Below are 24511 nucleotides of genomic sequence, written 5' to 3'. Positions count from 1 at the left end.
TCTGCCGGCGGCATCGGGTGGCAGCTACTTTTTCAACAGAATCGGTCGAAAGCGGACGTTTGGCCCCTTAGGGCAGCCCAGCCGGCATACCTGCTCGACTGGACCTCATTTCAGAGTTGCTTCTTCCGAATACTCACAATTTTCGAGGCTCCCCCTTCATAGAGGAACTCGAAATCCACCTTATCGCCGATCTGCAGCCCTTTCAGTTGCTCTTCGGTCACCTTGAAGCCCATCGTCATTGGCGGCCATTTCAGTGCTGCAACGGGGCCGTGAGCGAGCGTAACGGTATGTCGCTCGACGTCGATGGCCTTGATAGTGCCTTCCGCGCTGGCAGGTGCAGCCGCCTGGCTACTCTCCATGTTCATTCCATCCATCCTCATGCCGGGCATATCTTCGGCGATCGCGGAAAAAGACAGGGCGAACATCAGTGCGCCAGCGGTAATGAGTGGGGTGCTCATGCGGTAACTCCTTTGTGGGAATGAGCGGGCTCACTGGAATGACGACGGCGCATCAGCCAGTAAGCCGCAGGGATGACGAAAAGCGAGAGCAGAGGGGCGGTGATCATGCCGCCGACCATGGGTACGGCGATGCGGCTCATCACTTCGCTGCCCGTGCCACTGCCCCACAGGATCGGCAGCAACCCGGCAACGATCACGGCAACCGTCATAGCCTTTGGGCGTACACGCTGAACCGCGCCTTCGCGGATGGCCGCGAGCAGTTCATCAGGCCCACCGGCATCCGGGCGTTCGGCCCAGGCATTCTTCAGGTAGACCAGCATGATCACGCCGAACTCCGCTGCGACCCCCGCCAGGGCAATGAAGCCGACCCCGGTGGCTACCGACAGGTTGAAGCCCATCAGGTACAACAGCCATACGCCCCCAGTCAGGGCGAACGGTAGTGTGGCCATGATCAGCACAGCCTCATCGAAACGCCTGAAAGTCAGGTACAACAGCACGAAGATGATCGCAAGCGTCGCCGGCACCACCAGCTTGAGCCGGGCGTTGGCGCGCTCCAGATATTCGAACTGGCCGGAGTAGCTCAGGCTCATACCCGGCGCGAGCTTCACATCGCGCTCCACCGCTTGGCGCAGGTCCGCCACCACCGACGCTAGGTCACGGCCGCGCACATCGACATAGACCCAACCGGAAAGGCGAGCGTTCTCGCTTTTGAGCATCGGTGGACCTTCGCTGATACGCACCCGCGCCACACTGCCGAGGGTGATCTGCCCGCCCTGGGAGGTGTATATCGGCAATTGCTGCAGCGCATCAACGGAGTCGCGCCACTCGCGCGGATAGCGCACGTTGATCGGGTAGCGGGCGAGGCCTTCGACCGTTTCGCCAACGTTTTCGCCACCTATGGCGCTGCTGACGATGGCCTGCACGTCGGCGATGTTCATGCCGTAGCGGGCCGCCGCCTGGCGGTCGATGTCGACGTCGATGTAGCGCCCGCCGGTGAGGCGTTCGGCCAGAGCCGAACTCACACCGGGAATTCCCTTAGCCACCCGCTCCACTGCCTGGGTGGCGCGGTCGATCTCGGTCAGGTCGGTGCCGGCGACCTTGACCCCGATGGGGCTCTTGATGCCGGTGGCGAGCATATCGATGCGGTTGCGAATCGGCGGAATCCAGATGTTGGTCAGGCCCGGCACCTTCACCACGCGGTCCAGTTCCTCCACAAGTTTTTCGCTGGTCATGCCTGGCCGCCATTGCTCCTTTGGCTTGAAGCGGATGGTGGTTTCGAACATCTCCAGCGGCGCCGGGTCGGTGGCCGACTCGGCGCGACCGGCCTTGCCGAACACGCTGGCCACTTCCGGCACGCTTTTGATCAGCCGGTCGGTGCTCTGCAGCAGCTCCGAGGCTTTCTGCGCAGACAGGCCGGGCAGCGCGGAGGGCATGTACAGCAGGTCGCCCTCGTCCAGCGGCGGCAGGAACTCGCCCCCCAGATGGGAAAGCGGCCACAGGCCGGTGAGGAAGACCATTGCCGCGGCTGCGAGTGTCGTCCGGGGATAGCGCAGCACCGCATCCAGCGCAGGCTGGTAAAGGCGGATCAGCCAGCGGTTGAGCGGGTTGCGCTGTTCCGAGGGCAAGCGCCCCCGAATCCAGTACCCCATCAGCACCGGCACCAAGGTTACGGAAAGTCCGGCGGCGCCGGCCATGGCGTAGGTCTTGGTGAATGCGAGTGGGCCGAATAGCCGGCCTTCCTGCGCCTGCAGGGTGAACACCGGGATGAACGACAGGGTGATGATCAGCAGGCTGAAGAACAGTGCCGGTCCGACCTCCACGGCGGCCTCGGTCATCACCCTCCAGTGCTGTTCGCCCACCAGCGGCGTACCGGGGTGGCGCTCGTGCCAAGCCTCGATGCGCTTGTGTGCGTTCTCGATCATCACGACTGCCGCGTCGACCATCGCGCCGATGGCGATGGCGATGCCGCCCAGGGACATGATGTTGGCATTGATCCCCTGGTGACGCATGACGATCAGCGCGATGAGCACGCCCACGGGCAGCGAAACAATCGCTACCAGCGACGAGCGCAAGTGCCAGAGGAAGGCCGCGCAGACCAGCGCGACGACAATGAACTCCTCGATCAGCTTGCGGCTGAGATTGGACAAGGCACGGTCGATAAGCTGACTGCGGTCGTAGGTGGTGACGATCTCCACCCCCTCGGGCAGGCTCTTCTTCAGCGACTCCAGCTTGTCCTTCACCCGTGCGATGGCTTCGCGGGCGTTCTTGCCGCTGCGCAGGACGATCACTCCACCAACCGCTTCGCCTTCGCCGTCCAGTTCGCCGATGCCCCGGCGCATCTCCGGGCCGAGCTGGACTGTGGCGACATCACCCAGGGTTACTGGGCTGCCGTTGGCGGCCAGGCGCAAGGGGATGGCGCGGAAGTCGGAAAGAGTCTCGAGGTAACCCGAGGCACGCACCATGAACTCCGCCTCGCCGAGCTCGAGCACGCCGCCGCCGGTCTCCTGGTTTGCCTTGCCGATGGCCTCGATCACCTGGCCTTGAGTAATGCCGAGGCTGGCGAGGCGCACCGGGTCGAGCAACACCTGGTACTGCCGAACCATGCCGCCGACCGTGGCAACCTCGGCGACATCCGGCACCGTCTTGAGCTCGAACTTGAGGAACCAGTCCTGCAGAGCTCGCAATTGGGCCAGGTCATGCCGGCCCGTGCGGTCGACCAGGGCGTACTGGTAGATCCAGCCGACACCGGTGGCATCCGGGCCGAGCGCCGTCTTCGCCGTGGGCGGCAGGCGCGACTGCACCTGGTTCAGGTACTCCAGCACCCGCGATCGCGCCCAGTAGAGGTCCGTGCCGTCCTCGAACAGCACGTAGACGAAGCTGTCGCCGAAGGAGGAAAACCCGCGCACGGTCTTGGCGCCGGGCACCGACAGCATGGTGGTGGCCAGCGGGTAGGTGACCTGATTCTCGACGATCTGCGGCGCCTGCCCCGGGTAGCTGGTGCGGATGATCACCTGCACGTCGGAGAGGTCCGGCAGTGCATCGACAGGCGTGCTGCGCAGCGACCAGACGCCCCAAGCGACAATGAACAGGGTGGCCAGCAGTACCAGGAAACGATTGGCTACCGACCAGCGTATGAGCTTCGCGATCATGGCTGTTGCTCCTGCTTGCGCACCTGTTCGATTACCAGCCCTGCATCTCCCTGGCTGACGCCGAAGCGGATGCGATCGCCGGGGTTCAGGCCGGCTGCCAGCTCAGGACGAGCAAGGGCGAAGGTCATGGTCATGCCGGGCATGCCCAGCGTATTGAATGGGCCGTGGCTGATGGTCATGCCCTGTGCGGTGATGTCCACGATGCGGCCATCCGCCTCATGCACAGGAGGCATCGTCATCTGCGCCTTCGATTCATCCACCGTACGCGCCTCGATGCCTTTCAGGCTGGCCTCCGAATCGATGAGGAATTGTCCTGAGGCGACCACTCGCTGGCCTTCGTCCAGACCTTGCAGCACGGCTACCAGCCCATCGTTCTCCTGGCCGAGACGGACTTCCACCGGGCGGAACCGCCCCTGGTCTTCCGCCAGCATCACCAGGTTGCGCTTGCCGGTGCGGATCACCGCTTCACCAGGGATCTGCAGCACGGCGCTCTGCCCGGCCAGGCCGAGGCTGACCTGCGCGGTCATGCCGGGGCGCAGTTGCCCGTCCGGGTTGGGTAGCTCGATGCGCAGGCGCAAGGTGCGGCTCTGCTGGTCGTTCTCCGGCAGGATGCTGGTCAGGGTGCCGCTCACCGGGCGATCGGGAAAGGCCGGCAGGCGGGCATCGACCGACTGGCCGACCTTGAGGCCCGCAGCCTGCACCTCCGGTACAGCAGCCTCCAGCCAGACGTGCCCCAGGCCATTGATCCTGGCCAGGGGCGCACCGGCCGCCAGGGTCATCCCGGGGCGCACCTCCAGCTCACGGATCACCCCGGCAATCGGGGCGTTCAGAGTGGTCACGGCCTGGACCTTGCCGCTGCGTTCTACCTGCTGCACGAGTCCGGTCGGCATGCCTGCCAGCAGCAACCGCTGGCGCGCCGCCGCCAGCAATGCCGGTTCGCCAGCATGACGCAAGGCGAGGAACTCTTCCTGCGCCGCCGCCCATTCCGGCACCAGCACATCGACAATCGGGGCCCCGGCGGCCACCACATCGCCGGGCGCGCGGGAATAGGTACGCTCGACGAAACCGCCAGCGCGGGCTTGTAGCACAGCCACGTCGCGGTCGTTGAAGGCCAGTACGCCGGTGACTTGCAGCGTGCGGTCAAGCTTGCCGCGGGTGACGCTGGCCAGGCGCACGCCGAGGTTCTGCTGGATGCCCGGCTCGATGCGCACCGCTGGCGCGCTGTCGGCGGCAGGGGCAGCCTCGGCGTACTTGGGCACCAGCTGCATGTCCATGAATGGCGACTTGCCCGGCGCATCGAAGTGCTGCTGCGGAACCATCGGGTCGTACCAGTAGAGCGGTTTGCTCTCCGGGGTGACCGAAACTGCAGGTGACTGCGCCTGGTTCTGACGGGCCAACCAATAACCGCCAGCGCCCCCCACCGCCAGGGTGAGGATCAATAGCGCTGAAGTGTTCCAAGGGAAACGGCTCATATGCGCCCCTCCTCGTAGGTGAAGTAGAGACGCGCAGCGACCTGTGCCAGGGCGCCTTGCAGGTCGATCTGTTTGAGCCTGGCCTCGACCAGTTGCCCGCGGGCACTGACGACGCCATCGAGCCCGGCCTTACCGGCGCGGTAGCCGGCGCTGGCAAGGTGCACCTTCTCCTCAGCCAGCGGCACCAGGGTGGCAGCGCTGCGCTCGACGGCGCGTTGCAAGCGCAGGTATTCGGCTAGATCGTCCTCCAGCGCCTGTTCGTGCTCGCGAGCCAGTGCATCGCGCTCGGCTTCCAATTGGCGAACCTGGGCGCGCCGTGCGGCGATCTTCGGGTCTTGGCGGGTACCGGTGAACAACGGCAGGTCGAAGCTCACCTGCAGCGTCATCATGTCGCCGAATTCGCGGCCTCGCCGCTGATAGTCAACCTCCCAGCTCCAATCCGGCTTCTTCTCCGCTACGGCCTCGCGCACCAGGGCTTCAGCTTCTCGGGTCATTGGCTCGTAGGCAGCGAGCTCCGGGTGCTGATGCAGGTGCTGCAACGAGTGGGAGGCGTCGATGGACCAATGCGGGAAGTCACCACTCAGTTCTTGCGGCGCGTCCTGGCCAATCCAGCGCTTGAGCGCTGCGCGCGCCTGGGCGGATTGGCGCAGCAGATCGTCCTTCTGCTCGTCGAGCAGGGCTGCCTCCTGACGTGGGGCTACCGCATCGACTGTGCTTGCGCTACCCCCGGCCAGACGTGCGCGAACGGTGGTATCAAGGAGGCGATTCTCGCGATAGAAGTCGTCGAACATCGCCAACTTGCGTTGCAACGTATAGGCCGCGATCCAGGCCTGGGCCGAGGCGCTGCGGACTTTCAGCCGCTCTACTTCCGCTTCGGCATCAGCGCGAGCAACGGCGGCCAGCGCGGACTCTATGCGCGCTTTGCGCTTGTCGCCGTTGGGCATCTCCTGCATCAGACCGACCACCTGCATGGACATGTTGTCGCGCTGAGTGCTCCAGCGCTCATCACCCTCAATGGGAACATTCTGCAAACCCAGGTTGAGCTTGGGGTCGGGCAACTCCCCGGCGGGAATGGCGGCACTTTTGGCTGCGGAGACTTTCTCGCTCTGTGCGAGTAATGAAGGGGCGTTGCGTTCAGCCAGCAACAGGGCGTCGTCCAGTGACAGAGACGATGCCTGCGCCGACAGACCCGGCAACAGCGCGAGCAGCAGCCAGCCGGGATTTAGTCGGACGTGAGTCACGATGAGGATTCCTCTGGAAAACCAGCGCGTGAGCGCAAGCCACCCGGCAGCCGTTGGAACTGCGGGCAGGGTTCAGGTCGAGAGAGGAATCAGACGCAGGGAGGTCGCCAGAGGTCTGCAGGTGCCTGGCTAAGTACTACATCGGTGTATGGCAATGGGCGCGGGGGAGTAGCTACGGGATGAGGCGACTTCAGAACGCTAATCTGCAACAGGCTGCTGGTCTTGCACTCTTGCCCGCTCTTACAGTCCTTCTTGCCATGCTGGGTCATATTGCCCAAGTCCTGGCAGCAGTCCTGATCCATGCCTGCCATTTGGCCCATACCCACACTCTGCATCGGGCAAGGTTCAGTGGGCGCCGCGATTCCCGCCATCCCAGTGAGAGGAAGCGTAAGGCTTAGAAGCAAAACCATGAGCAATCGAAGGCGACGGATCATGCTGGGCAGTGTATTCACACCTTTCTGAGGCGGCAACTGAATCCCAAGCGGTGCGTATCAGTCTGTAGTCTGAATCTCCGAGGTCCGCTATTGGCCGATTCTTTTGAAAAAGGCGGTTCTGCAGCAGCCAGCCGCCCAGGTGCGCCAGCATTCGAAGTGGCTGCAAGTCACTTCAAGTTGCCTTTCGGCGATTAACTGAGCGTCCGGGCTCAGGTGTGATGGTTAATTCGAGGGTTTCTGCTCGCCGCAGGCGTACCTATCCCGTGAGCGGTGGCCCTTGAGGCAAGGGCTTGGCCATGCGGCGCAGGTTCTGTACGGTCGCGGCCAAGGTGAATTCGTCAGTCGCGCCTGTCAGGCCGCGCAGCCGCAAGCGGTCGAGTTTCATGATCCGTTTGAGGTGGGCGAAGAGCATCTCCACCTTCTTGCGCTCGCAGCGGAAGACGAGATATTCCGGTGTCTTGGCGATGCGTCGCGCTACGTCGCGGGCCGCTTCATGGATGCTGCGGACGATCTTCCGAGAGGTTCAGGTGCACCTCTTCGCACAATCGACGCTCGGAACGGATGCCATAGCAGTAGCCGACGACCAGCATGCGTACCATCAATTCGGGATCGATCGAGGGGCGCCCGATGGGGCTGTAGAAATCCGCCAGGTGGGCGTGCAGGTCACTGAGATCCAGGCACTGGTCGATGCTGCGCAGGAGGTGTTGGGGCGGGACGTGCTCTTCCAGATTGAACGAATAGAACAGGCGCGCCTGCCCTCCCGGTAACTGTCCCATCATGCTGCCTGCCCCCACGCCCGCTGAGCGTGCGATTTTGCCGGAGGCATCGGGTGGCAGCTACTTTTTCAACAAAATCGGCCAGAAGCAATCATCGCCTTAGCTCCGTTTCCTCCTGTTTGAAAATGCGGAACCCGCGCGCCTGATAATTTCCAAGCGCAGCAGGATGGTCGAATGTGCATGTATGTACCCACACCCTTTCCGTACCCTGCCATTCCCATGCGGATCGAATGGCATGACTCAAGAGTGCTCCGCCGAAGCCGCACCCTAGAAACTGAGATGCCAGCCCGAAGTAACGGATTTCACTGTTGCAACCGTCGGGGCGATACAGTTCGTAATAGCCGGCGATCGCACCACGGTGATAGGCGACCCAGGTACGGTGGCAGTCCTGCTCAACGAGTGCCTGCCAATCGGCATCGCTCCAGGCATCGAGATCGCCCCACTCCCAGGGCGTGCCAACCAGCTCATAGAGAAACCGGTTGAATGCGGCCTGAGGCACTTCACATTCGATAATTTGAAGGTCATGCGGTTGTGACTTTGCCTTCAACTCGTCTGCTGAGGTCATTTCCAAGTAATAAGTGGTGTAAGTCTGCTCCATCGGTAGATTCCTCGCGTGCGCTCTGGTAACCATCAAGCAAGCATGCCAGTTGCTGCTCAATCTCGACTACACCGGATTCGTCCGCGCAGAACAGCTCCAGGCCATAGGCGGCATCTCGCGTCCTGGCTGATCCCTGCGTTCCTGACGCCAGGCGCATGCCCCCGGCTCAAGGGGTTCGCTACTCCGGGTTGCCCGGAGCTCCCGTCCCGTTCGAAACCGACGTCAGCGCAACACTCCCAGCATGACCCAGACCCGACGAGCCTCGGGGTCGGCATGGACGAGTTCGTCCATCAGCGCGCTCAAGGGCATGGCGCCCCACTCCACGGCACGGCGGATGATGTACGGCACAGGGCTATGGGGTTCGGTGCGCGCCAGGTACTCGGCAATGGCGGTGAGCTGCCGGTAGGCCTCCTCACGACTCTGCGGAGGACCGCCGGCCGGCAGCGCGGCCGGCGCCACCGCAGCGATGGAGGCCGGCTCCGCGTGGTTGTCCGATGATGCGGCGGGTGCAAATTCTTGCGGTGCCATGATCTTGCATCCCTGAATGACATTGACGAAGGTATCGATGGACTCGGTGAGCAGGTGCAGGCTTGGCGCGGCATCGCCGAGCTGGCGATCGCACCAGGCGTCCAGCCGCTTGAGGTGTTCGACGGCCAGCCCCAGCGCCGTCAGCGTGGCGGACCAACCGCCCACCGCACCGCTGCGGACGGCTTCATCCAGTCGCTTCTGTTCCTGCCGGGCGCTTTCCGCAGCAGCCTTGTCAGCCTTGTTGTCGCCTCTCTGGACTTGCCGCCGTTGCAACTCCTGCCAGGCATGCAGGGTAGTCTGCGGCCAGTCGGCACAGAGCGGCACCCGGGTGAGCAGCAGTTCGTTGTAGCGACGGACCAGCCACGCCACCGGTGCAGCGCGCCACTCCTGATCGCTGTCGGCGGCCCGCGGATGCAATTGCTCGGGGTAGGCATCGCAGAGATCGGCCAGCAAGCCGAGCGCGGCGGCAAGCCCGGACGGTCCGTCCATGATGATCCAGGCCTCGCCCAGGTAGGCGGCAATGGTCAGGTCCTTGCTGTGCTCCACCAGCAGCTCTTCGGCCAGCGCTGCCAGCGCCACCCAATCGGCACGCTTGGGCTCGGCCTGCCAGACGCCGGTCGGTAGCTGCGTATCGTCCTCGCGGCGCAGCTCGCGCAAGCGGTCCATCCGCGGGTCATAGCGCAGCGATTCGCCGCACGGCGCGTCACCCGGCAAGGGGCGCAACAGCGCCTGTAGCGCCTGGTCGGAAATCATGGCAACTCCTGGGTGCCGGCAAAGGTCGCAATGCCAACACCGCTGAAGGGCGTGCGCGGCGCGCGCACCGGAAGCGGCTGGATCGAGAGTGGCTGCTTGGCGTCCGGGGTCATCAGGGAGACTCGCAGGAACATCCGCGCCTCGGGCTCGTGGCTGTTGGGAGAGCGGATCGGCACCCGCAGCGCCAACGGGAAGTCGGTGTAGTCGGCGCTGGGCTGGCGTTGCAGGATCAGGTGCGAGCGCAGCATACGGATCAGGGCCCAGGGACCACTGTACTCCCAGCCCACTTCCAGGTCGGCCACCGCCATGCTCGCCTGCTGCGGGTCGATGTCCGGCCGCTGCGGGCTGTCCTTGGCCCAGCGCAGCAGCACCTTCACCGGCTCGCCGACATTCCAGTGCAGGCGCTGGCCATCGCCGCCGGGGAAGCTCAGCGATCGGTCGGCGGCATAGAGCGTCCAGGCGATGACCTGGTCGGCGCCACGCTCGGCTTCGCGGTCGGTGCGCCAACGCACGTCGAGATCGACACCCCGCGCTCCGCCCTTGTCACGCAGGAACAGCGGGCCCATCCAGGCCCTGGCCAGTTGCAGGCGCTGGAGGAAATCCGTCGCCGCCGTGCGGTCCACCGACTGGCTGAGTTTCAGGCCCTCCTGGGCCCGCGCGAGGTTCTGGTCGAGCAGTTCCACCAGGTGCTGCACCCGTGCCGGATCCGCATCTTCGGCTTGCAGGCTGTAGGCGAAGGGGAAGCGGTTGGCCAGGTACTGGTTGAAGTAGTCGGCAATGGCGGACCAGGCCGCGGCAGCCCCCTTCTGCTGCAACTCCAGGCAACGCTGCTGCGCCTGGCTGTGAAGACCACGGGTGAACCGCGCCACGTCGCCCTGCCCAGGGACCAGCGCCGAGGTACGCAGGATATTGGCGCAACTTGCCGCGTCCATTTCCACGAAGTCGCGGGTGACCAGCTGATCCAGCAGCATGGGCGAGCTCGTCGGGTTCTGCGCCTTGTACTTGCTCAGCTCATCGCTGAGGTTGGCGAAGCGCCGCACCTTGTCCTGATCGGCGAAGCCGAGGTTGCCCCGGTCCCTGAGCCAGGTCAGCGCGGGCGCATGTTCCTCGCTCAGGGTGAGCATGCTTTCGAACTGCTGGGCTAGGCTGCGCTTGAGGTCCTGGGTGTCGGTGGAACGATAGAGCTGCAGGCCGAAATTGCGCGAGCCGTCCCAACCGGACAGCTCCGAACGCACGCGGAACAACGGCAATGCGTCGATCGACTTCAGTACGGTGTCGACGTCGGCCAGCGCGCCACGGGTCAGGTGGATATCCAGCGCATTGGCCAGATCGTTGCGCTGCAAGGATTCCAGTGCCTGGCGCACCTGCTGCGCCGGCTCCAGCGGGACGTCGAAGGTGATTTGCGCAGCAGCCCCGCTCGATGGCACGGATTGGCTCAGGCTGCTCCACATGGCGCTGGCCGTGGCGGCGGCGGCGCTTCCGGCGAGGGCGTCGCGGTACTCGGCCGGTATCCGCGCCTGCTCCTGTTCGCTGTACTTGCGATAGCTGTCGTAGTACGCAAGCGCGGCATTCAGGGCGTGGGCGTCCAGGTTGCCGAGGCGGCGCGGATCGATTTCCTGCTCCTGCTGACGCAGGGCGGTACCGGCGAAATCCTGGCGCATCAGCGACTCGATGGCGCTGCCCAGCGCCACCACATGCTCCTGTAGCGCCAGGGTTCCGCCGGGTTGAAGTTGCAGCAGGTTATCGCGGGAACCGGCGGCGGCGATCCACTGGTCGTGGAAGGTGCGCTGCAGCTTGCTCGCCTGGCTGGTCACCGTCGCTTCCGCCGCAGGCCCGAGCAGGTAGGACTGGCGCACGTCGTCCAGCAGCGCCCGATAACCGGGGACAATCTCCTGGGCATTGCCATGACTCCAGGCGGCGTTGGTCAATGCCACCATGTTGCGCAGGGCATCGATCTGCGCGGCGGTTTCCTCCAACTCCTCCAGGCTGTTGCCTTGCCGCGCCTTGAGCTCGTTCAGGTGCAGACGCAGGAAGCCGGCCGGGCGCACGAAGTTGTCGGAGAGGAAGAACTGGTCGAGCCAGAGCCCCATCAGGTCGTCGAAATTGCGCGCCAGAGGGCCATCCCGGGGGCCGGGGTCGACCGGCGCGGGTGCCTCGGGAATGCCCTTCCCGAGTACCGACTGCAAGTAGCGGGCGTTGCGCAACGTTCCTGGTTCGAGCGTCAGGCCATAGGCCTGCTCACCCAGCCTGGCGAGGCTTTCCAGGGGATTCTTCGAGGTGCCGGTACGCAGTTCGTTGTACCAGCGATTGCGCTGCTCGAACGCCAGAACGCCGCTGGCCAGCTCGCGCGCGGCGACGAAGTTGGGCCATTGCTCCGGGCTGTCGCTCTGCACGTTGGCGCGACGTTCGCTGCTGCGGATGGCGCGCAGCCGAACCAGGTCCGCGGCCTGGGTTTGCTGCAGAGGCGTCAGCACCTCGCGCCGGGTCAGATCCCTGAGCAGTTCGTCCATCTGGCTGTCGAAACCGGAGAACCAGGAACTCGGGTACACCAGCGACCGGTAATGCCAGCGCGGCGCCCCCTGCAGCAGTGCCCAGTACGCTTGCAGGCGCAGCCGCGCGGCATCGACCGGCGCCGTGGCGCTCGCCGAGCCCTCACTCGTCCCATGCTGCATGGCCTGGATACGCTGGCCGAGGGCTTGTGCTTCACGCGAATCCTCGTGCCAGACCCACAACATCCCCAGCAGCCAGCAGACTCCGACGACGCCGGCGACGGTGCCCAGCAGGCGCTGCGAACGCTGGCCCAGGCGCAGCAGCCGTGGCACCGCCTGGGCCAGCCCGCGCTCGGCCAGCAGACGCGATTGCCAGAGCTGCCGGGTGAACAGCAATTGTGCGGGAGCCCCTTCCCGAGCGGAGAGCGCCCACTCATCGTCACTGGCCACCACCCGGAACGCGCCGCTGAAGTACAGGCCCCGCAGGCGCGGCGCCTCGCCCAGCGCATTGCCCTGGAAGACCGGCTCCAGGCGTTGGCGCAGCCCATCGCGCAAGCTCTCCAGCGTCTGTGGGAAGCGATACAACTCCTCGCTCAACTGCCCCTTGAGCACCCCTGCCTCGAGAATCGCCGCCTGCAGCGCTTGCAGCACCTGGTCGAAGCCGCGCTCCAGATGCTCGCCCTGCCAGGCCGCGTCCGCCAGCAAGGGCGAAGCCCAGCCCAGCGGCCGCTCGCGAACGTCAGCGGGCAGTGCAGCACGCAGCTCGGTGAAACCGTCGAGTTCCTCCAGCCCGGTCACCACCACGTAGACCGGCAGGCTCAATCCCAGCCGTTGCAACAGGTCATTGAAGCGACGACGCAGCAGGACACTCTCCTGGGCCAGGCTGGCCGGGTCCAGCAGGCGCTCCGCCGACACGGTCCAGATCACCCCGTCCAGGGGGCGGCGCGGACGCATCCGCAACAGCAGGCCGAGCAGCCGTCGCCAGGGTTGCAGCGACGAGGGCGTACCCTCTTCCGGCAGGAACAACGCCTGCGGCACCGCCAGCACGGCGCCGTCCTGATCGGCCCACCAACGACCGAACCACGCCGGCCGGCCGGCCGGAGTCAGGCTCCAGTCGGCGGCGAGGCGTTCGCCCAGCAAGGGATCGCCCAGCAGGAGGAACCAGGGCACATCGTAGCGATCGGCGACGTCCTGGTCCTGCTCCATCTGCCGTACCGTCAGGTAGAAGGCGCGAACCGCCTCGCCACCCTTGCTGCGCAACCAGAGAAAGACTCCCGCCGCCAGCGCCGCCACCAGCAGCAGGAACAGCGCCAGTATCAGCCAGCTGCTCACCCCATCCGCTCCGTGGCGGTAACCGAGCAGGCGAGGTCCAGCAGCGGCGTCAGCTCGCCGCGCACGTCGCTCCACAGCCAGTGACCGAGGACGATGAGCAGCAGGGTGCCGGCCGCCACCATCAGCGTCAGCCGCAAACCATCGGGCAAGGTGCGGCGCAACGGCAGGCGCAGGGCCGCGGCGCTTGCCGGGCGCGCCAGGGTCTCCAGCAGCGCCGGTGCTTCGGCGTCGCGCTGCCAGGCATGGGCGAACAGCGCATGCCGCCACTTCTCATGCAGGGCTTCGCCCTTCGGGCCGCGCAGCCGTCCGTGGAACCCCAGCAACAGGCATTGCAGGTAGACATTGGCGAGATCGCGCGTACCCGGCGCGCGCGTTTCCAGCAACCGGTGGATGGCCTGGGGAACGCGCTCCCCGGCATTGCGCGTGCCGTACAGGCGGGACTCGAGCGGCCGCTCCTGCCAGGCCGCCTGACCGTTCCAGGGATCGAACAGCAGGTTCTCGTCGAGCAGTGCAACGAAGGCGTAGACCATGCCCTTGACCTGCTCGCCGGCGGCCTCGCCGACACTGCCGAAGGCGCTACGCCACAGGCGGCGCACGACCGCCTGGGCCTCCTCGGAAACCCGTTCGATGAGCGCGTCCTGCTCGCCGACCGAGTCCCGCAGGCTGTCCCAACGCTGCCGCCAGTCCAGCCAGGCGACCTGGAACGCGTGGCTCAACGGGGCTTCGCCGAACGATGGAGGATAGATCGCCTGATTCCCTTCGGGCATTTTCGTCTTGCCTCAGGCGCCGCCGGCGCCGTCCACGATGAACAGCACCACCTGCCAGGGGCCGTTGCCAGTGCCCAGGGCGGACGCCCGCAGGCACAGGCGCTGCGCGGGATCGAACCAGTCGCCCTCGGCCTGCACGACGAACAGGTGGGTGTCCTCGCCCACGCTGTAGGCGATCTGCTCAGCGCGGCTCATGGGCAGATGTTCGAGCCCCGACATGCGTTGCCGGCCCAGTATCGCCAGGCTCGCTTCGGAAGCGACGATGCAGCGCGATAACCACTCGTGCGCCTGCTCCTCACCGCAGCCCGGCGGCATGCGCAAGCCGATGACCAGGCGCTGGACCGGCGAGCTCAGGTCCGGCAGGGCCAGGGCGAAGTCATGCCCCGAACGTTCGAAGGCCAGGCTGCGGTAGCCTGCGCGCACCCGCCCGAGGGTCACTTCCAGCCACTCGATCACTGGAGTGAAAGTACGCAGCAGTTCGTTGAAATCGAAGGTCGGGAAAGCCGGCACGCCGCCCAGCGGGTCCAGCACGCTCCAACTGCCGGCCATGCCGCACAACAGCCCGTGCAGGTGCGCCGGGCTCGCCGCGCCGCTGTAGAGCGCCGCCTCAAGCTCCGGTAGCCGTGACCAGAGCGCAGCCAGCTGGCGGCGGATTTCCTGGCTGTCCTCGGTGTTCTCCGCCTGCTGCGCCTGGCGCAGGCGGCCGGCAAGGAACACGCACTTTTCCCGCGCACGGGCGCACAGCCCCACCAGCGCCTGGCCCAGCGGTGAAGCCGGCGCGATCCGCGGTGTCGGCGCGACATAAGGCAGGCAGACGAAACCGCCGGCATCCTTGCCGATGCGCAACAGCGGCAGGCACACCGAATCGGCGCGTTGCGCCTCGGTCACCAGGCGCGGCGCCGGGCGCCAGACCACGATGGGTTCGGGATTCTCGCCACTGGCCAGGTCCGGCACCGCCGGCCCGCTGGACGACTGCAGGCGCCCCTTCAGCGGCAACACCTGGCCGCCACGAGCCAGCGGACTGAGAGCCAGGTAGAGAGTGATGCCGGCATCGACGGAACCGGTGACGGCTGCCGTGGCATCGAAGACCAGCGTGTCGCCCTGCCCCAGGCTGACCGGCAAGCCATCGGGAAGGATCGCCTCCAGCGCCAGGATGCGCACCACGCCGCCACTCAGTGCGGAAGGGTCCAGCTCCAGGTGTTCGAGCCCCCAGAACCAGGGATTGGCCGCATGGGCCAGGCGCGCGGACAACACTTCGGCGCGCAACCCCTGCAACTGGAAGTGCTGGGGAAGCAGTTGCATCCCTTCGTGCCAACAAACTGCGTCAGGCAGAACTCTCACACCACTCCCCCTTCGACATCCTGGATTGTCATGAGCCCGCCCCGGGGGACGGCGGCTCAGTGCTCGTCGGCACTCAGCAGGCGCATTTCCCTGCTGTCGAAACGCAGCCAAACGTTGGGCTGCTGCTCCAGACGCATGCGATGAGCGCCGGGAGTGTTATAGCCAGCAAAGACCAAAAGTCCAGCCGCCGGCTTGCCGGCCAGGGGGAAATCCCTGGCCTCCATGAACTGCCCCGGTACCAGCTCCAGGCTCCACACGGAGAGCTGCTTCTGGTAGTCGCGACGGTACTGTTCGCGATCGCTGAACCACTGTTTGGCGCTCATTGCCGAGAGCAGCTTGAGCAGATCCGCATCCTGTACCGCGACGAAGTCCACGGCGATGGGCGAATCGCCATTGGCCTTGCTCGCGACATCCAGGGTCAGACGGTCGACATCGACCTTCGGGCCGAACAATGAACAACCGCTGATGACTGCCAGGAGCACAGCACAGAGACAGGCTTTCGTCGACTTCATGAAACATCCTTGTGAAATGTCTGTCAGAGATTATTTTCGCATTTGCGTTTTTATCAACCTGATCTAGCGTGCTTGGGGTAGCTCGTGGACAAACGAGCCCAGATGGGATCGCCAAGGACAGGCCTGAGTAGCATGCCCCTTCCTGTCGCGTGTGATCCTGCCAAGGAGCGCGACGACAGCGACACCGCTGCGGCGTGCCCGCCTCCTACGCAGCGGAGTTCGCCAGCATGGCAGAAAGCACACAGCACAAGCTGGACCGGGTGCGCCCACCCAGGGTCCAGATCACCTACGACGTCGAAATCGGCAACGCCATCGAGAAGAAGGAACTGCCCCTGGTGCTCGGCATCCTCTCCGACCTCTCGGGCAAGCCCGACACTCCCCTGCCCAAGCTCAGCGAACGCCGCTTCACCGAAATCGACCGCGACAACTTCAATGCCGTGCTGTCCTCCATCGGCCCGCGCGTGGCGCTGCAGGTGGATAACACCCTGGCCAACGACGGCAGCAAGCTCAACGTCGAGCTGAACTTCAAGCATATCGACGACTTCGACCCGGTGAGCATCGTCAACCAGGTGGTCCCCCTGCGACGGCTGTTCGAGGCCCGCCAGCGCCTGCGCGACCTGCTCACCAAGCTCGACGGCAACGATGAGCTGGACCAGTTGCTGCAGGACGTGGTGAGCAACACCGAGGGTCTGCAGGAAATCCGCGCGACCCACCCGGTGAGTGCCGAGGCCGGTGCCGCCGACGACGCTGCCCAGGCCGCCGACGACGACGGCGAAGCACCCGCCGAACCACAAGCCTGATTCCGCCGCCAGGAGAGCACAGCAATGGCCAAACCCAGTTCGGCTGCGGCGCAAGGCGCCGAAGGCAGCACCCAGACCCTCGACCTGCTCGACCACATCATCGCCGAAGGCCGTATGGCCCACGACGACAGCCAGCAGGAATATGCCCGCGACATGCTCGCGGAGTTCGCCACCCAGGTCCTCGACGAAGGCATGACCGTCAGCAAGGACACCGTGGCCATGATCAACGAGCGCATCGGCCGCATCGACGAGCTGATCAGCGCCCAGCTCAACCAGATCCTGCACCATCCCGAGGTGCAGCAACTCGAATCCTCCTGGCGCGGCCTGCACCAGTTGGTGCAGAACAGCGAGACCGGCGCGCGCCTCAAGCTGCGCCTGCTCAACGTCAGCCAGCAGGACCTGCAGAACGACCTGGAGAAGGCCGTCGAGTTCGACCAGAGCGCGCTGTTCAAGAAGATCTACGAAGAGGAATACGGCACCTTCGGCGGCCACCCCTTCAGCCTGCTGCTGGGCGACTACTCCTTCGGCCGTCACCCGCAGGACATCGCCCTGCTGGAGAAACTCTCCAACGTCGCCGCCGCCGCCCATGCGCCCTTCATCGCCGCCGCCAGCCCGCGCCTGTTCGACATGGGCAGCTTCACCGAACTGGCGGTGCCGCGCGACCTGAGCAAGGTCTTCGAGAGCCTGGAGCTGATCAAGTGGCGCTCGTTCCGCGAGAGCGAGGATTCACGCTACGTCTCCCTGGCGCTGCCGCGCTTCCTGGTGCGCCTGCCCTACGGCCCGGAAACCCTGCCGGTGGAAGGCATGAACTTCATCGAGGACGTGGACGGCAGCGACCACGCCAAATACCTCTGGGGCAACGCCGCCTGGGTCCTGGCCCAGCGCATCACCGATGCCTTCAGCAAGTACGGCTGGTGCGCGGCGATCCGCGGCAGCGAAGGTGGCGGCGCCGTCGAAGGCCTGCCGGCGCATACCTTCCGCACCCAGGCCGGCGACCTGTCGCTCAAGTGCCCGACCGAGGTGGCGATCACCGACCGCCGCGAGAAGGAGCTCAACGACCTGGGCTTCATCGCCCTGTGCCACAAGAAGAACACCGACCTCGCGGTGTTCTTCGGTGGCCAGTCCACCAACAAGCCGCGCCAGTACAACACCAACGAGGCCAACGCCAACGCGCGGCTCTCGGCGATGCTGCCGTACGTGCTGGCGGCCTCGCGCTTCGCCCACTACCTGAAGGTGATCATGCGCGACAAGGTGGGCAGCTTCATGACCCGCGACAACGTGCAGACCTACCTCAACAACTGGATCGCCGACTACGTGCTGATCAACGACAACGCCCCGCAGGAGATCAAGGCGCAGTACCCGCTGCGCGAAGCCCGCGTGGACGTCAGCGAGGTCGCCGGCAAGCCCGGGGTCTACCGCGCCACGGTGTTCCTGCGGCCGCACTTCCAGCTGGAAGAACTGACCGCCTCGATCCGCCTGGTAGCCAGCCTGCCGCCGCCGGTCGCCGCCTGACCCAGAGGGGTCGCCCGCGCGGGCGGCCCCCTTCACCTGATCCAACTTCTTTCATGCAGCGGAGTTTTCCAACATGGATGCGATACTTCTCGACCTGGGCGACGACATCAAGGGCGACAGCCTGCTGGCCGGCTTCGAAGACAAGATCGAAATCATGTCCTACAGCCACAACGTCGCCATGCAGGTGACCAACGATGTCAGCAACTCCGAGCGCACCTCCGGCAAGCCGCATATCGGCGAGTTCACCCTGACCAAGTTCGTCGACACCTCCACCCCGACGCTCAACGAATACTGCTGCTCCGGCAAAGCCATCCCCACCGCCATCCTCACCATCGGGCGCAACGCCGCCGAAGGCGACGGCAAGGTCATGCCCTTCATCACCTACACCCTGAACAACGTGGTGCTGTCCAACGTCAGCGTCAGCGGCGGCGCCGGCGGCAAGCCGGTGGAAACCCTGTCGCTGAACTTCACCAAGATCAAATGGGAGCTCACCGCGCAGAAGGACGACGGCAGCAAGGAAGGCACCGCCGCCTCGACCTGGGACATGGCCGCCAACAAGCTGGCCAGCTAAGGGCGCCGGACCTTGCAAAGCATCGGTCGGCCTCCGCTGCTGGACCGCCTCGCCGACTCCGGAGGGGCGGACCCGACCTTCGACAGCCGCGCATTGGCGGCCTCGGTCGCGCAGGAACTGTCGCGCCTGCTCAACAGCCGCAGCCCGGCCGGCAATGGCATCGGTATCCTCGCCTACGGCATCGCCGACTGGACCGCCCTGCAAGCCCGCCGCGAAGCCGACCGCCTGCACCTGGCACGGGAAATCCGTCGCGCGGTGACCCGCTTCGAACCACGCCTGGGGCTGAGCGAAGTGGTGGTCGACGCCGACCCGCTGCACCCGCAGCGCCTGCGCGTGCGCCTGCTCGGCAACCTGCGCCAGGACACCAGCCGCGCACCGCTGCTGTTCGAACTCATCCCCGTTGGCGGAACACTGGAAGTACGCCATGAGCGACTCGATTGACGCCGAACTGCTGGATTACTACCAGCGCGAACTGACCTGGCTGCGCCACGCCGGCGCCGGATTCGCCGCGCGCTATCCCAAGGTGGCGCGACGCCTGGAACTGGGCCCCGGCGAGTGTGGCGACCCGCACGTCGAGCGCCTGCTGGAAGGCTTCGCGCTGCTCGTCGCGCGCCTGCAACGGCGCCTGGACGACGATTACGCGCAGTTCAGCGACGCCCTGCTGGAACAGCTCTACCCCCTCGCCCTGCGGCCCCTGCCCTCCTGCGCCGTGGTGCGTTTCGAGCCGGACCCGGCCAAGGGCAAGCTGAACGCCGGCTACCGCCTGCCACGCGGCACGCCACTGTTCGTCAGCGTGCCGGGCCAGGAGCGCATCGAACTGCCCGACGAGCTGCGCGGCCAGACCCTGCACTGGCGCACCGCCGACGAAGTCACGCTGTGGCCGCTGCGCATCGCCGAGGCCGTGCTGCTGGGAGCCGAAGAAGCCCAGGCCGCCACCGGCGTCGCCGGCATCCGCTCCGCCCTGCGTCTCGACCTGCGCTGCCTCGACAAGGACGGCTGGGCGGCACTGGGCATCGACAGCCTGCGCATCCACCTGACCGCCAACGCCGTCGCCAAGGCCGCCCTCTACGACCTGCTCGGCGCCCATGCCTGCGGCCTCATCGCCAAGGTCGAGGGCGCCGAACCGCAACGCCTTGCCGGCCTGCCGCAACGGGTCGGCTTCGCCGCCGAACAGGCCCTGCTGCCCGAGGACGACCGCGTCCACCCCGGCTTGCGCCTGCTCGCCGAGTACTTCGCCTTCCCCGACAAGTTCGCCTTCTTCGACGTGCCGCTGCACGGCCTGCGCGCCAGCGGCGAGCAGCTGTATCTCTACATCCTCTTCGATCGCCCCGCCCCCGCCCGCCTGACCCTGCAGGCCAGCGACCTGGCGCTGGGCTGCGTGCCGGCGATCAACCTGTTCCCGCGCACCTCCGAGCCGCTGCGGCCGGACGGTACGCGCAGCGAATACCGGCTGGTCGCCGACGCCCACCGCGAGAACTCGGTGGAAATCCACAGCATCCGCTCGCTGCGCGCCAGCACCCCGCAGGGCGTGGTCGAGGTCGCGCCCTACCACGGCACCCAGCACCGCCCCGGCGCATTCGGCCTCTACTGGCACGCACGGCGAGTCGAGGGCATGACACCCAACCGGCGCGGCAGCGACCTGTTGCTGAGCCTGGTCGACGCCGGCCTGCAACCGCTGGAAGAGACTCCGCAGTACAGCCTCAGCGCCGAACTGCTGTGCACCAACCGCAGCCTGGCCGAATACCTGCCGGCGGGCACCGAACTGTCCTTCGAACGGCCCGGCCCGGTGGCCCGCGCCACCTTGCTGCGGGCGCCGAGCCGGCAATCCCAGCCAGCCCTGGACGGCCCCTCGCGCTGGCAACTGGTCTCGCAACTGACGCTCAACCACCTATCCCTGGTGGAGGGTCCGCAGGCCCTTGACGCCCTGCGGGAAATCCTCGCGCTGCACGATTTCAGCGAAGACAAACTCGCCTCGCGCCAGATCGAGGGACTGGTGGCGCTGGATTGCGAGCGCGTGGTCGACCATGTCGGCAGCGACGCCTGGCGCGGCTGGCGCAACGGCCTGGAAGTGCGCGTGCACCTTGAACGCCAGGCCTTCGTCGGCGCCAGCGCGGTGCTGTTCAGTGCCGTGCTCGCGCAGTTCTTCTCGCTGTACGCCAACGCCAACCGCTTCGTGCGCACGGTGCTGGTGCAATCGGACCAGGAGATTTGCCGATGGCAACCCCAGGCCGGCCAGCCCATCACTCTCTGAGCCGGCGCCTGCGCGCCGAGCCGCATCGTTTCGAGTGGCTGCAGGCCCTGCTCCTGCTGGAGCACGAACAACCCCAGGCAACGCCCCTGGGCCACGGTAGCCGTCCGGATGCCGAAGCGCTGCGCCTGCGCGGGCCGCTGACGCCGGTCTTCGCCCCCAGCCAGATCGATGCACTGGAAGACGAGGACGGCCGGCCGCTGCTGAGCACCTCCATCTTCGGCCTGGGCGGGGCCGACGGCGCCCTGCCCTACGCTTACCAGGAGTGGCTGCAGCAGCGCACACGGCAGAAGGATCATGCGCCTGGCGAGTTCCTCGACCTGTTCCAGCACCGCCTGCTCAGCCTGCTCTACCGGGTGCTGCGCAAGCACCGGCTGGCCGTGGGCTTCCAGGCACCGGCAGAGGCTCCCCTGCGGCAGCCGCTGCGCGCCCTGGTCGGCCTGCTGCCTGCGGCCCTGCACGAGCGCGGCCCGCTACCCGACGCCAGCATCCTCGCCCGCAGTGCGCACTTCGCCGGCAATCGCCGCTCACTGGTCGGCTTCGCCGTCATGCTCCGCGAACAGTTCGGCATTCCCGCCCAGTGCGAAGCCTATGCCGGCGCCTGGCGCGAGATCCCCCCGGCCAGGCGCAGCATGCTGAAGCGCGGCGGCGCCAACCTCGGGCTGGGCCGCGACGCCATCGCCGGTACCCGCGTCTGGGACGAGCACGCCGGCTTCCACCTGCGCCTCGGCCCGCTGGACGAAACCACCGCCCGGCACTTCCTCCCCGATGGTGCCGCCTATCCATTGCTGGCACATCTGTGCGCGCTGTACTTCGGCCCCGACCTCGACTGCCGGCTGCGCCTGCTGGTGCGCGCCAGCGGGCCGCTCGCCCTCGGTCGCGGCAATGCCCCACGGCTGAACTGGAACACCGGCCTGCGCCGCAGCGGCGGCGCCGTGCAGCCCATCGACCTGACCCTGCGCCACGCGGAGATGCCCTGATGGACCTCGCCAACCTGATCGGCCGCCTCAATCCCGAATCCCGACGCGCCCTGGAGCGCGCCGCGCAGCGCTGCCTGCAACGCACCCATCACTACGTCGAGATCGAGCACCTGCTGCTGGAACTGCTGGACATCGACGGCGGCGACCTCGCCCGGCTGCTGCCGCGCTTCGGCCTCGAGCGCGACCAATTGGTGGGCGAGATCAACACCGCGCTGGAGCTGTTCCGCATCGGCAGCACGCGCACCCCGGCACTCTCCACGCAAACCATCGGCCTGCTGGAAGACGCGGTGGTGCAGACCAGCGTGCTCGGCCAGCCGACGATCCGCTCCGGGCTGCTGCTGCTCGCCCTGCTCGACCGCGAGGAACGCCGCGCCCTGCTGCTCAACAGCGCCTCGTCGCTGCTGCGCATTCCCCACGAAACGCTGCGGGAAAAACTCCTGGAATGGACTGAAGGCTCCCGCGAACAGCCACCCGGCGCACGCACTCCGGACAAGACGAAACCCGCCAACGCGGCGGCCCAGGACAGCGTGCTCGACCAATACACCCAGGACCTCACCGCCGACGCCCACGCCGGGCGCATCGACCCCATCGTCGGGCGCGACGGCGAGATCCGCCAGTGCGTGGACATCCTCCTGCGCCGCCGGCAGAACAACCCGATCCTCGTCGGTGCGCCCGGCGTCGGCAAGACCGCCGTAGTGGAAGGCCTGGCCCTGCGCATCGCCGCCGGGGAAGTGCCACCTCCGCTGCAAGGCGTGATTCTGCGCGTACTCGACCTCGGCCTGCTGCAGGCCGGCGCCGGGGTCAAGGGCGAGTTCGAGCAGCGCCTGAAAGGCGTGATCGACGCAGTGCGCAGCAGCGAGCAGCCGATCATCCTGTTCATCGACGAGGCCCACACCCTGATCGGCGCCGGCGGCGCGGAAGGCGGCAGCGATGCCGCCAACCTGCTCAAGCCGGCGCTGGCCCGTGGCGAGCTGCGCACCCTCGCCGCCACCACCTGGCTGGAATACAAGAAGTACTTCGAGAAGGACCCGGCGCTGGCCCGGCGCTTCCAGCTGGTGCAGGTCGAGGAACCGGACGAGGCCACCGCCGTCGACATGCTGCGCGGCGTTGCCGCCAAGCTCGAACAGCACCACGGCGTGCAGGTGCTGGACGTGGCCATCCACGACGCGGTGAAGCTCTCGCACCGCTACATCTCCGGCCGCCAGTTGCCGGACAAGGCCATCAGCGTGCTGGACACCGCCTGTGCCCGCGTCGCCCTGGCCCAGCACGACGTCCCGCCGGCACTGGAAAACCTGCGCCACCGCGAACTGGCGGCAGAAGAAGAGCTGCAACGCCTGCGCCGCGAACAGGCCACCGGCCTGGACCACAGCACGCGCATCACCAGCCTGGAACAGGAATCGGTGGACAACCTCGCCGCCATCCGCGCCCTGGAAAAACGCTGGGGCGAGGAACGCGAGGCGGTGCGCGAGCTGCTGCAATCGCGCCGCGAACTACTGACCCTGAGCGAAAGCGCCGACGCCGCCAAGCCCGACGAGGAACTCGACGGCCGCATCGATCATCTGGCCGCCGAGCTGGCGCGCCTGGAAGCCGGCCTCGACGCCATTCGCGAGGACGACCCGCTGGTGCCCGAACAGGTCGACTCGAAGACCGTGGCCGCGGTGATCGCCGGCTGGACCGGCATCCCGGTGGGCAAGATGCTCGCCGACGAGGCCCACGCCATCCGCACCCTGGCGCAACGCATGAGCCAGCGGGTGATGGGCCAGGAAGCGTCGCTGGGCACCATCGCCCAGCGCATCCAGGCCTACCGCGCCGGTCTCACCGACCCGGCCAAGCCGGTGGGCGTGTTCCTCCTGCTCGGCCCCACCGGCGTGGGCAAGACCGAAACCGCCTACGCCCTGGCCGACGCCCTCTACGGCGGCGAGCGCAACCTCATCAGCATCAACCTTTCCGAATACCAGGAAGCCCACACCGTCAGCCAGCTCAAGGGCGCCCCGCCCGGCTACGTCGGCTACGGCAGCGGCGGCGTGCTCACCGAGGCCGTGCGCCGCCGGCCCTACTCGGTGGTGCTGCTGGACGAAATCGAGAAGGCCCACCCCGACGTGCTGGAAGCCTTCTACAACGTCTTCGACAAGGGCGTGATGGAGGACGGCACCGGCCTGGTGGTGGACTTCAAGAACACCGTGATCCTCGCCACCAGCAACGTCGGCGCCGAACTGCTGCTGGACACCCCTTCGGAACAGATCGCTACGCCCACCTTCGACGAACGCCTGCGCAAGGTGCTGCTGCAAGCCTTCCGCGCCGCCTTCCTGGCGCGCATGACGGTGGTGCCCTACCGGCCGCTGGAGGAAGCGACGCTGGAAGGAATCGTCGTCGCGAAGCTGGAGAAGCTGCGCGAGCGCTACAAGGCGGCTACCGGCAAGCAATTCGACTTCGACCCGGCGATCGTCAAGGCGGTGCTCGCCAAGTGCAGTTCGGCGGGGGCGCGGGATATTGAAAATGTGTTGATGGCGGAAGTGACGGGGAAGTTGGCGGAGTGGGTGCTGGGATAAC

The 24511-nt window shown here is 66.5% G+C and carries 17 protein-coding genes and 1 pseudogene; 7 read left to right on the top strand and 11 right to left on the bottom strand.

All coding sequences use genetic code 11. The features are described 5' to 3' along the window. Positions 1–110: 110 nt before the first annotated feature. The 11 genes and pseudogenes from ACYCAX_RS23060 to ACYCAX_RS23010 all read right to left on the bottom strand — a co-directional run bounded on the left by ACYCAX_RS23060 (position 111) and on the right by ACYCAX_RS23010 (position 15850). Positions 111–458 carry a copper-binding protein gene (locus ACYCAX_RS23060; protein ID WP_294976488.1) on the bottom strand — a complete coding sequence of 116 codons (348 nt, stop codon included), beginning with the start codon at positions 456–458 and terminating at the stop codon, positions 111–113. Continuing rightward, positions 455–3607 carry an efflux RND transporter permease subunit gene (locus ACYCAX_RS23055; protein WP_294976485.1) on the bottom strand — a complete coding sequence of 1051 codons (3153 nt, stop codon included), beginning with the start codon at positions 3605–3607 and terminating at the stop codon, positions 455–457. Before ACYCAX_RS23055 ends, ACYCAX_RS23060 begins: the two co-directional genes overlap by 4 nt. Further along, a complete protein-coding gene (locus ACYCAX_RS23050; RefSeq protein ID WP_294976483.1) occupies positions 3604–5079 on the bottom strand; it encodes an efflux RND transporter periplasmic adaptor subunit in 1476 nt (491 codons plus the stop codon). The genes ACYCAX_RS23055 and ACYCAX_RS23050 overlap by 4 nt, the downstream gene beginning before the upstream one ends. Beyond that, a complete protein-coding gene (locus tag ACYCAX_RS23045; protein ID WP_294976481.1) occupies positions 5076–6320 on the bottom strand; it encodes a TolC family protein in 1245 nt (414 codons plus the stop codon). The genes ACYCAX_RS23050 and ACYCAX_RS23045 overlap by 4 nt, the downstream gene beginning before the upstream one ends. Positions 6321–7010: 690 nt before the next feature. Further along, a pseudogene (locus ACYCAX_RS23040) lies at positions 7011–7533 on the bottom strand (transposase). Between the two features lie 88 nt (positions 7534–7621). Then, positions 7622–8128, bottom strand: a complete 507-nt coding sequence (locus ACYCAX_RS23035) for a GNAT family N-acetyltransferase (protein WP_460248920.1) — start codon at positions 8126–8128, stop codon at positions 7622–7624. A 222-nt stretch (positions 8129–8350) separates the two neighbouring features. Further along, positions 8351–9409: a type VI secretion system protein TssA gene (gene tssA / locus ACYCAX_RS23030; RefSeq protein ID WP_460248919.1), complete on the bottom strand. Its 1059-nt coding sequence runs from the start codon at positions 9407–9409 to the stop codon at positions 8351–8353. Next, positions 9406–13230, bottom strand: a complete 3825-nt coding sequence (locus tag ACYCAX_RS23025; protein WP_460248918.1) for a type VI secretion protein IcmF/TssM N-terminal domain-containing protein — start codon at positions 13228–13230, stop codon at positions 9406–9408. Before ACYCAX_RS23025 ends, tssA begins: the two co-directional genes overlap by 4 nt. Next, a complete protein-coding gene (locus ACYCAX_RS23020; protein WP_015477697.1) occupies positions 13227–13997 on the bottom strand; it encodes a DotU family type IV/VI secretion system protein in 771 nt (256 codons plus the stop codon). Before ACYCAX_RS23020 ends, ACYCAX_RS23025 begins: the two co-directional genes overlap by 4 nt. A 12-nt stretch (positions 13998–14009) precedes the next feature. Next, complete coding sequence (gene tssK, locus ACYCAX_RS23015; RefSeq protein WP_294976464.1) at positions 14010–15338, bottom strand: type VI secretion system baseplate subunit TssK; 1329 nt, start codon at positions 15336–15338, stop codon at positions 14010–14012. Between the two features lie 56 nt (positions 15339–15394). Continuing rightward, entirely contained in the window at positions 15395–15850 is a 456-nt protein-coding gene (locus ACYCAX_RS23010; RefSeq protein ID WP_041712046.1) for a type VI secretion protein, read from the bottom strand. A gap of 227 nt (positions 15851–16077) precedes the next feature. Between ACYCAX_RS23010 and tssB the strand changes: the two genes are divergently transcribed. From tssB to tssH, 7 genes are all read left to right on the top strand, one after another. Next, positions 16078–16650, top strand: coding sequence for a type VI secretion system contractile sheath small subunit (gene tssB / locus ACYCAX_RS23005; RefSeq protein ID WP_294976458.1), 573 nt, complete (start codon positions 16078–16080; stop codon positions 16648–16650). A gap of 24 nt (positions 16651–16674) precedes the next feature. Further along, the gene (gene tssC / locus ACYCAX_RS23000) at positions 16675–18162 is read left to right on the top strand and encodes a type VI secretion system contractile sheath large subunit (RefSeq protein WP_294976455.1); all 1488 of its coding nucleotides are present in this window, start codon (positions 16675–16677) and stop codon (positions 18160–18162) included. Between the two features lie 73 nt (positions 18163–18235). After that, complete coding sequence (locus tag ACYCAX_RS22995; protein ID WP_015477702.1) at positions 18236–18733, top strand: Hcp family type VI secretion system effector; 498 nt, start codon at positions 18236–18238, stop codon at positions 18731–18733. A 12-nt stretch (positions 18734–18745) separates the two neighbouring features. Beyond that, the gene (gene tssE / locus ACYCAX_RS22990) at positions 18746–19174 is read left to right on the top strand and encodes a type VI secretion system baseplate subunit TssE (protein ID WP_294976452.1); all 429 of its coding nucleotides are present in this window, start codon (positions 18746–18748) and stop codon (positions 19172–19174) included. After that, on the top strand, positions 19158–20984 hold the full coding sequence (gene tssF, locus ACYCAX_RS22985; RefSeq protein WP_460248917.1) for a type VI secretion system baseplate subunit TssF: 1827 nt from the start codon (positions 19158–19160) through the stop codon (positions 20982–20984). Before tssE ends, tssF begins: the two co-directional genes overlap by 17 nt. After that, positions 20948–21961 carry a type VI secretion system baseplate subunit TssG gene (gene tssG / locus ACYCAX_RS22980; RefSeq protein ID WP_460248915.1) on the top strand — a complete coding sequence of 338 codons (1014 nt, stop codon included), beginning with the start codon at positions 20948–20950 and terminating at the stop codon, positions 21959–21961. The genes tssF and tssG overlap by 37 nt, the downstream gene beginning before the upstream one ends. Continuing rightward, the gene (gene tssH, locus ACYCAX_RS22975; RefSeq protein WP_460248914.1) at positions 21961–24510 is read left to right on the top strand and encodes a type VI secretion system ATPase TssH; all 2550 of its coding nucleotides are present in this window, start codon (positions 21961–21963) and stop codon (positions 24508–24510) included. Before tssG ends, tssH begins: the two co-directional genes overlap by 1 nt. Position 24511 lies beyond the last annotated feature (1 nt).

The sequence above is a fragment of the Pseudomonas sp. MT3 genome (genome assembly GCF_054720805.1).
The sequence above is the reverse complement of the archived record's forward strand: the minus strand, read 5'-3'. Positions and strand labels throughout refer to the sequence as shown.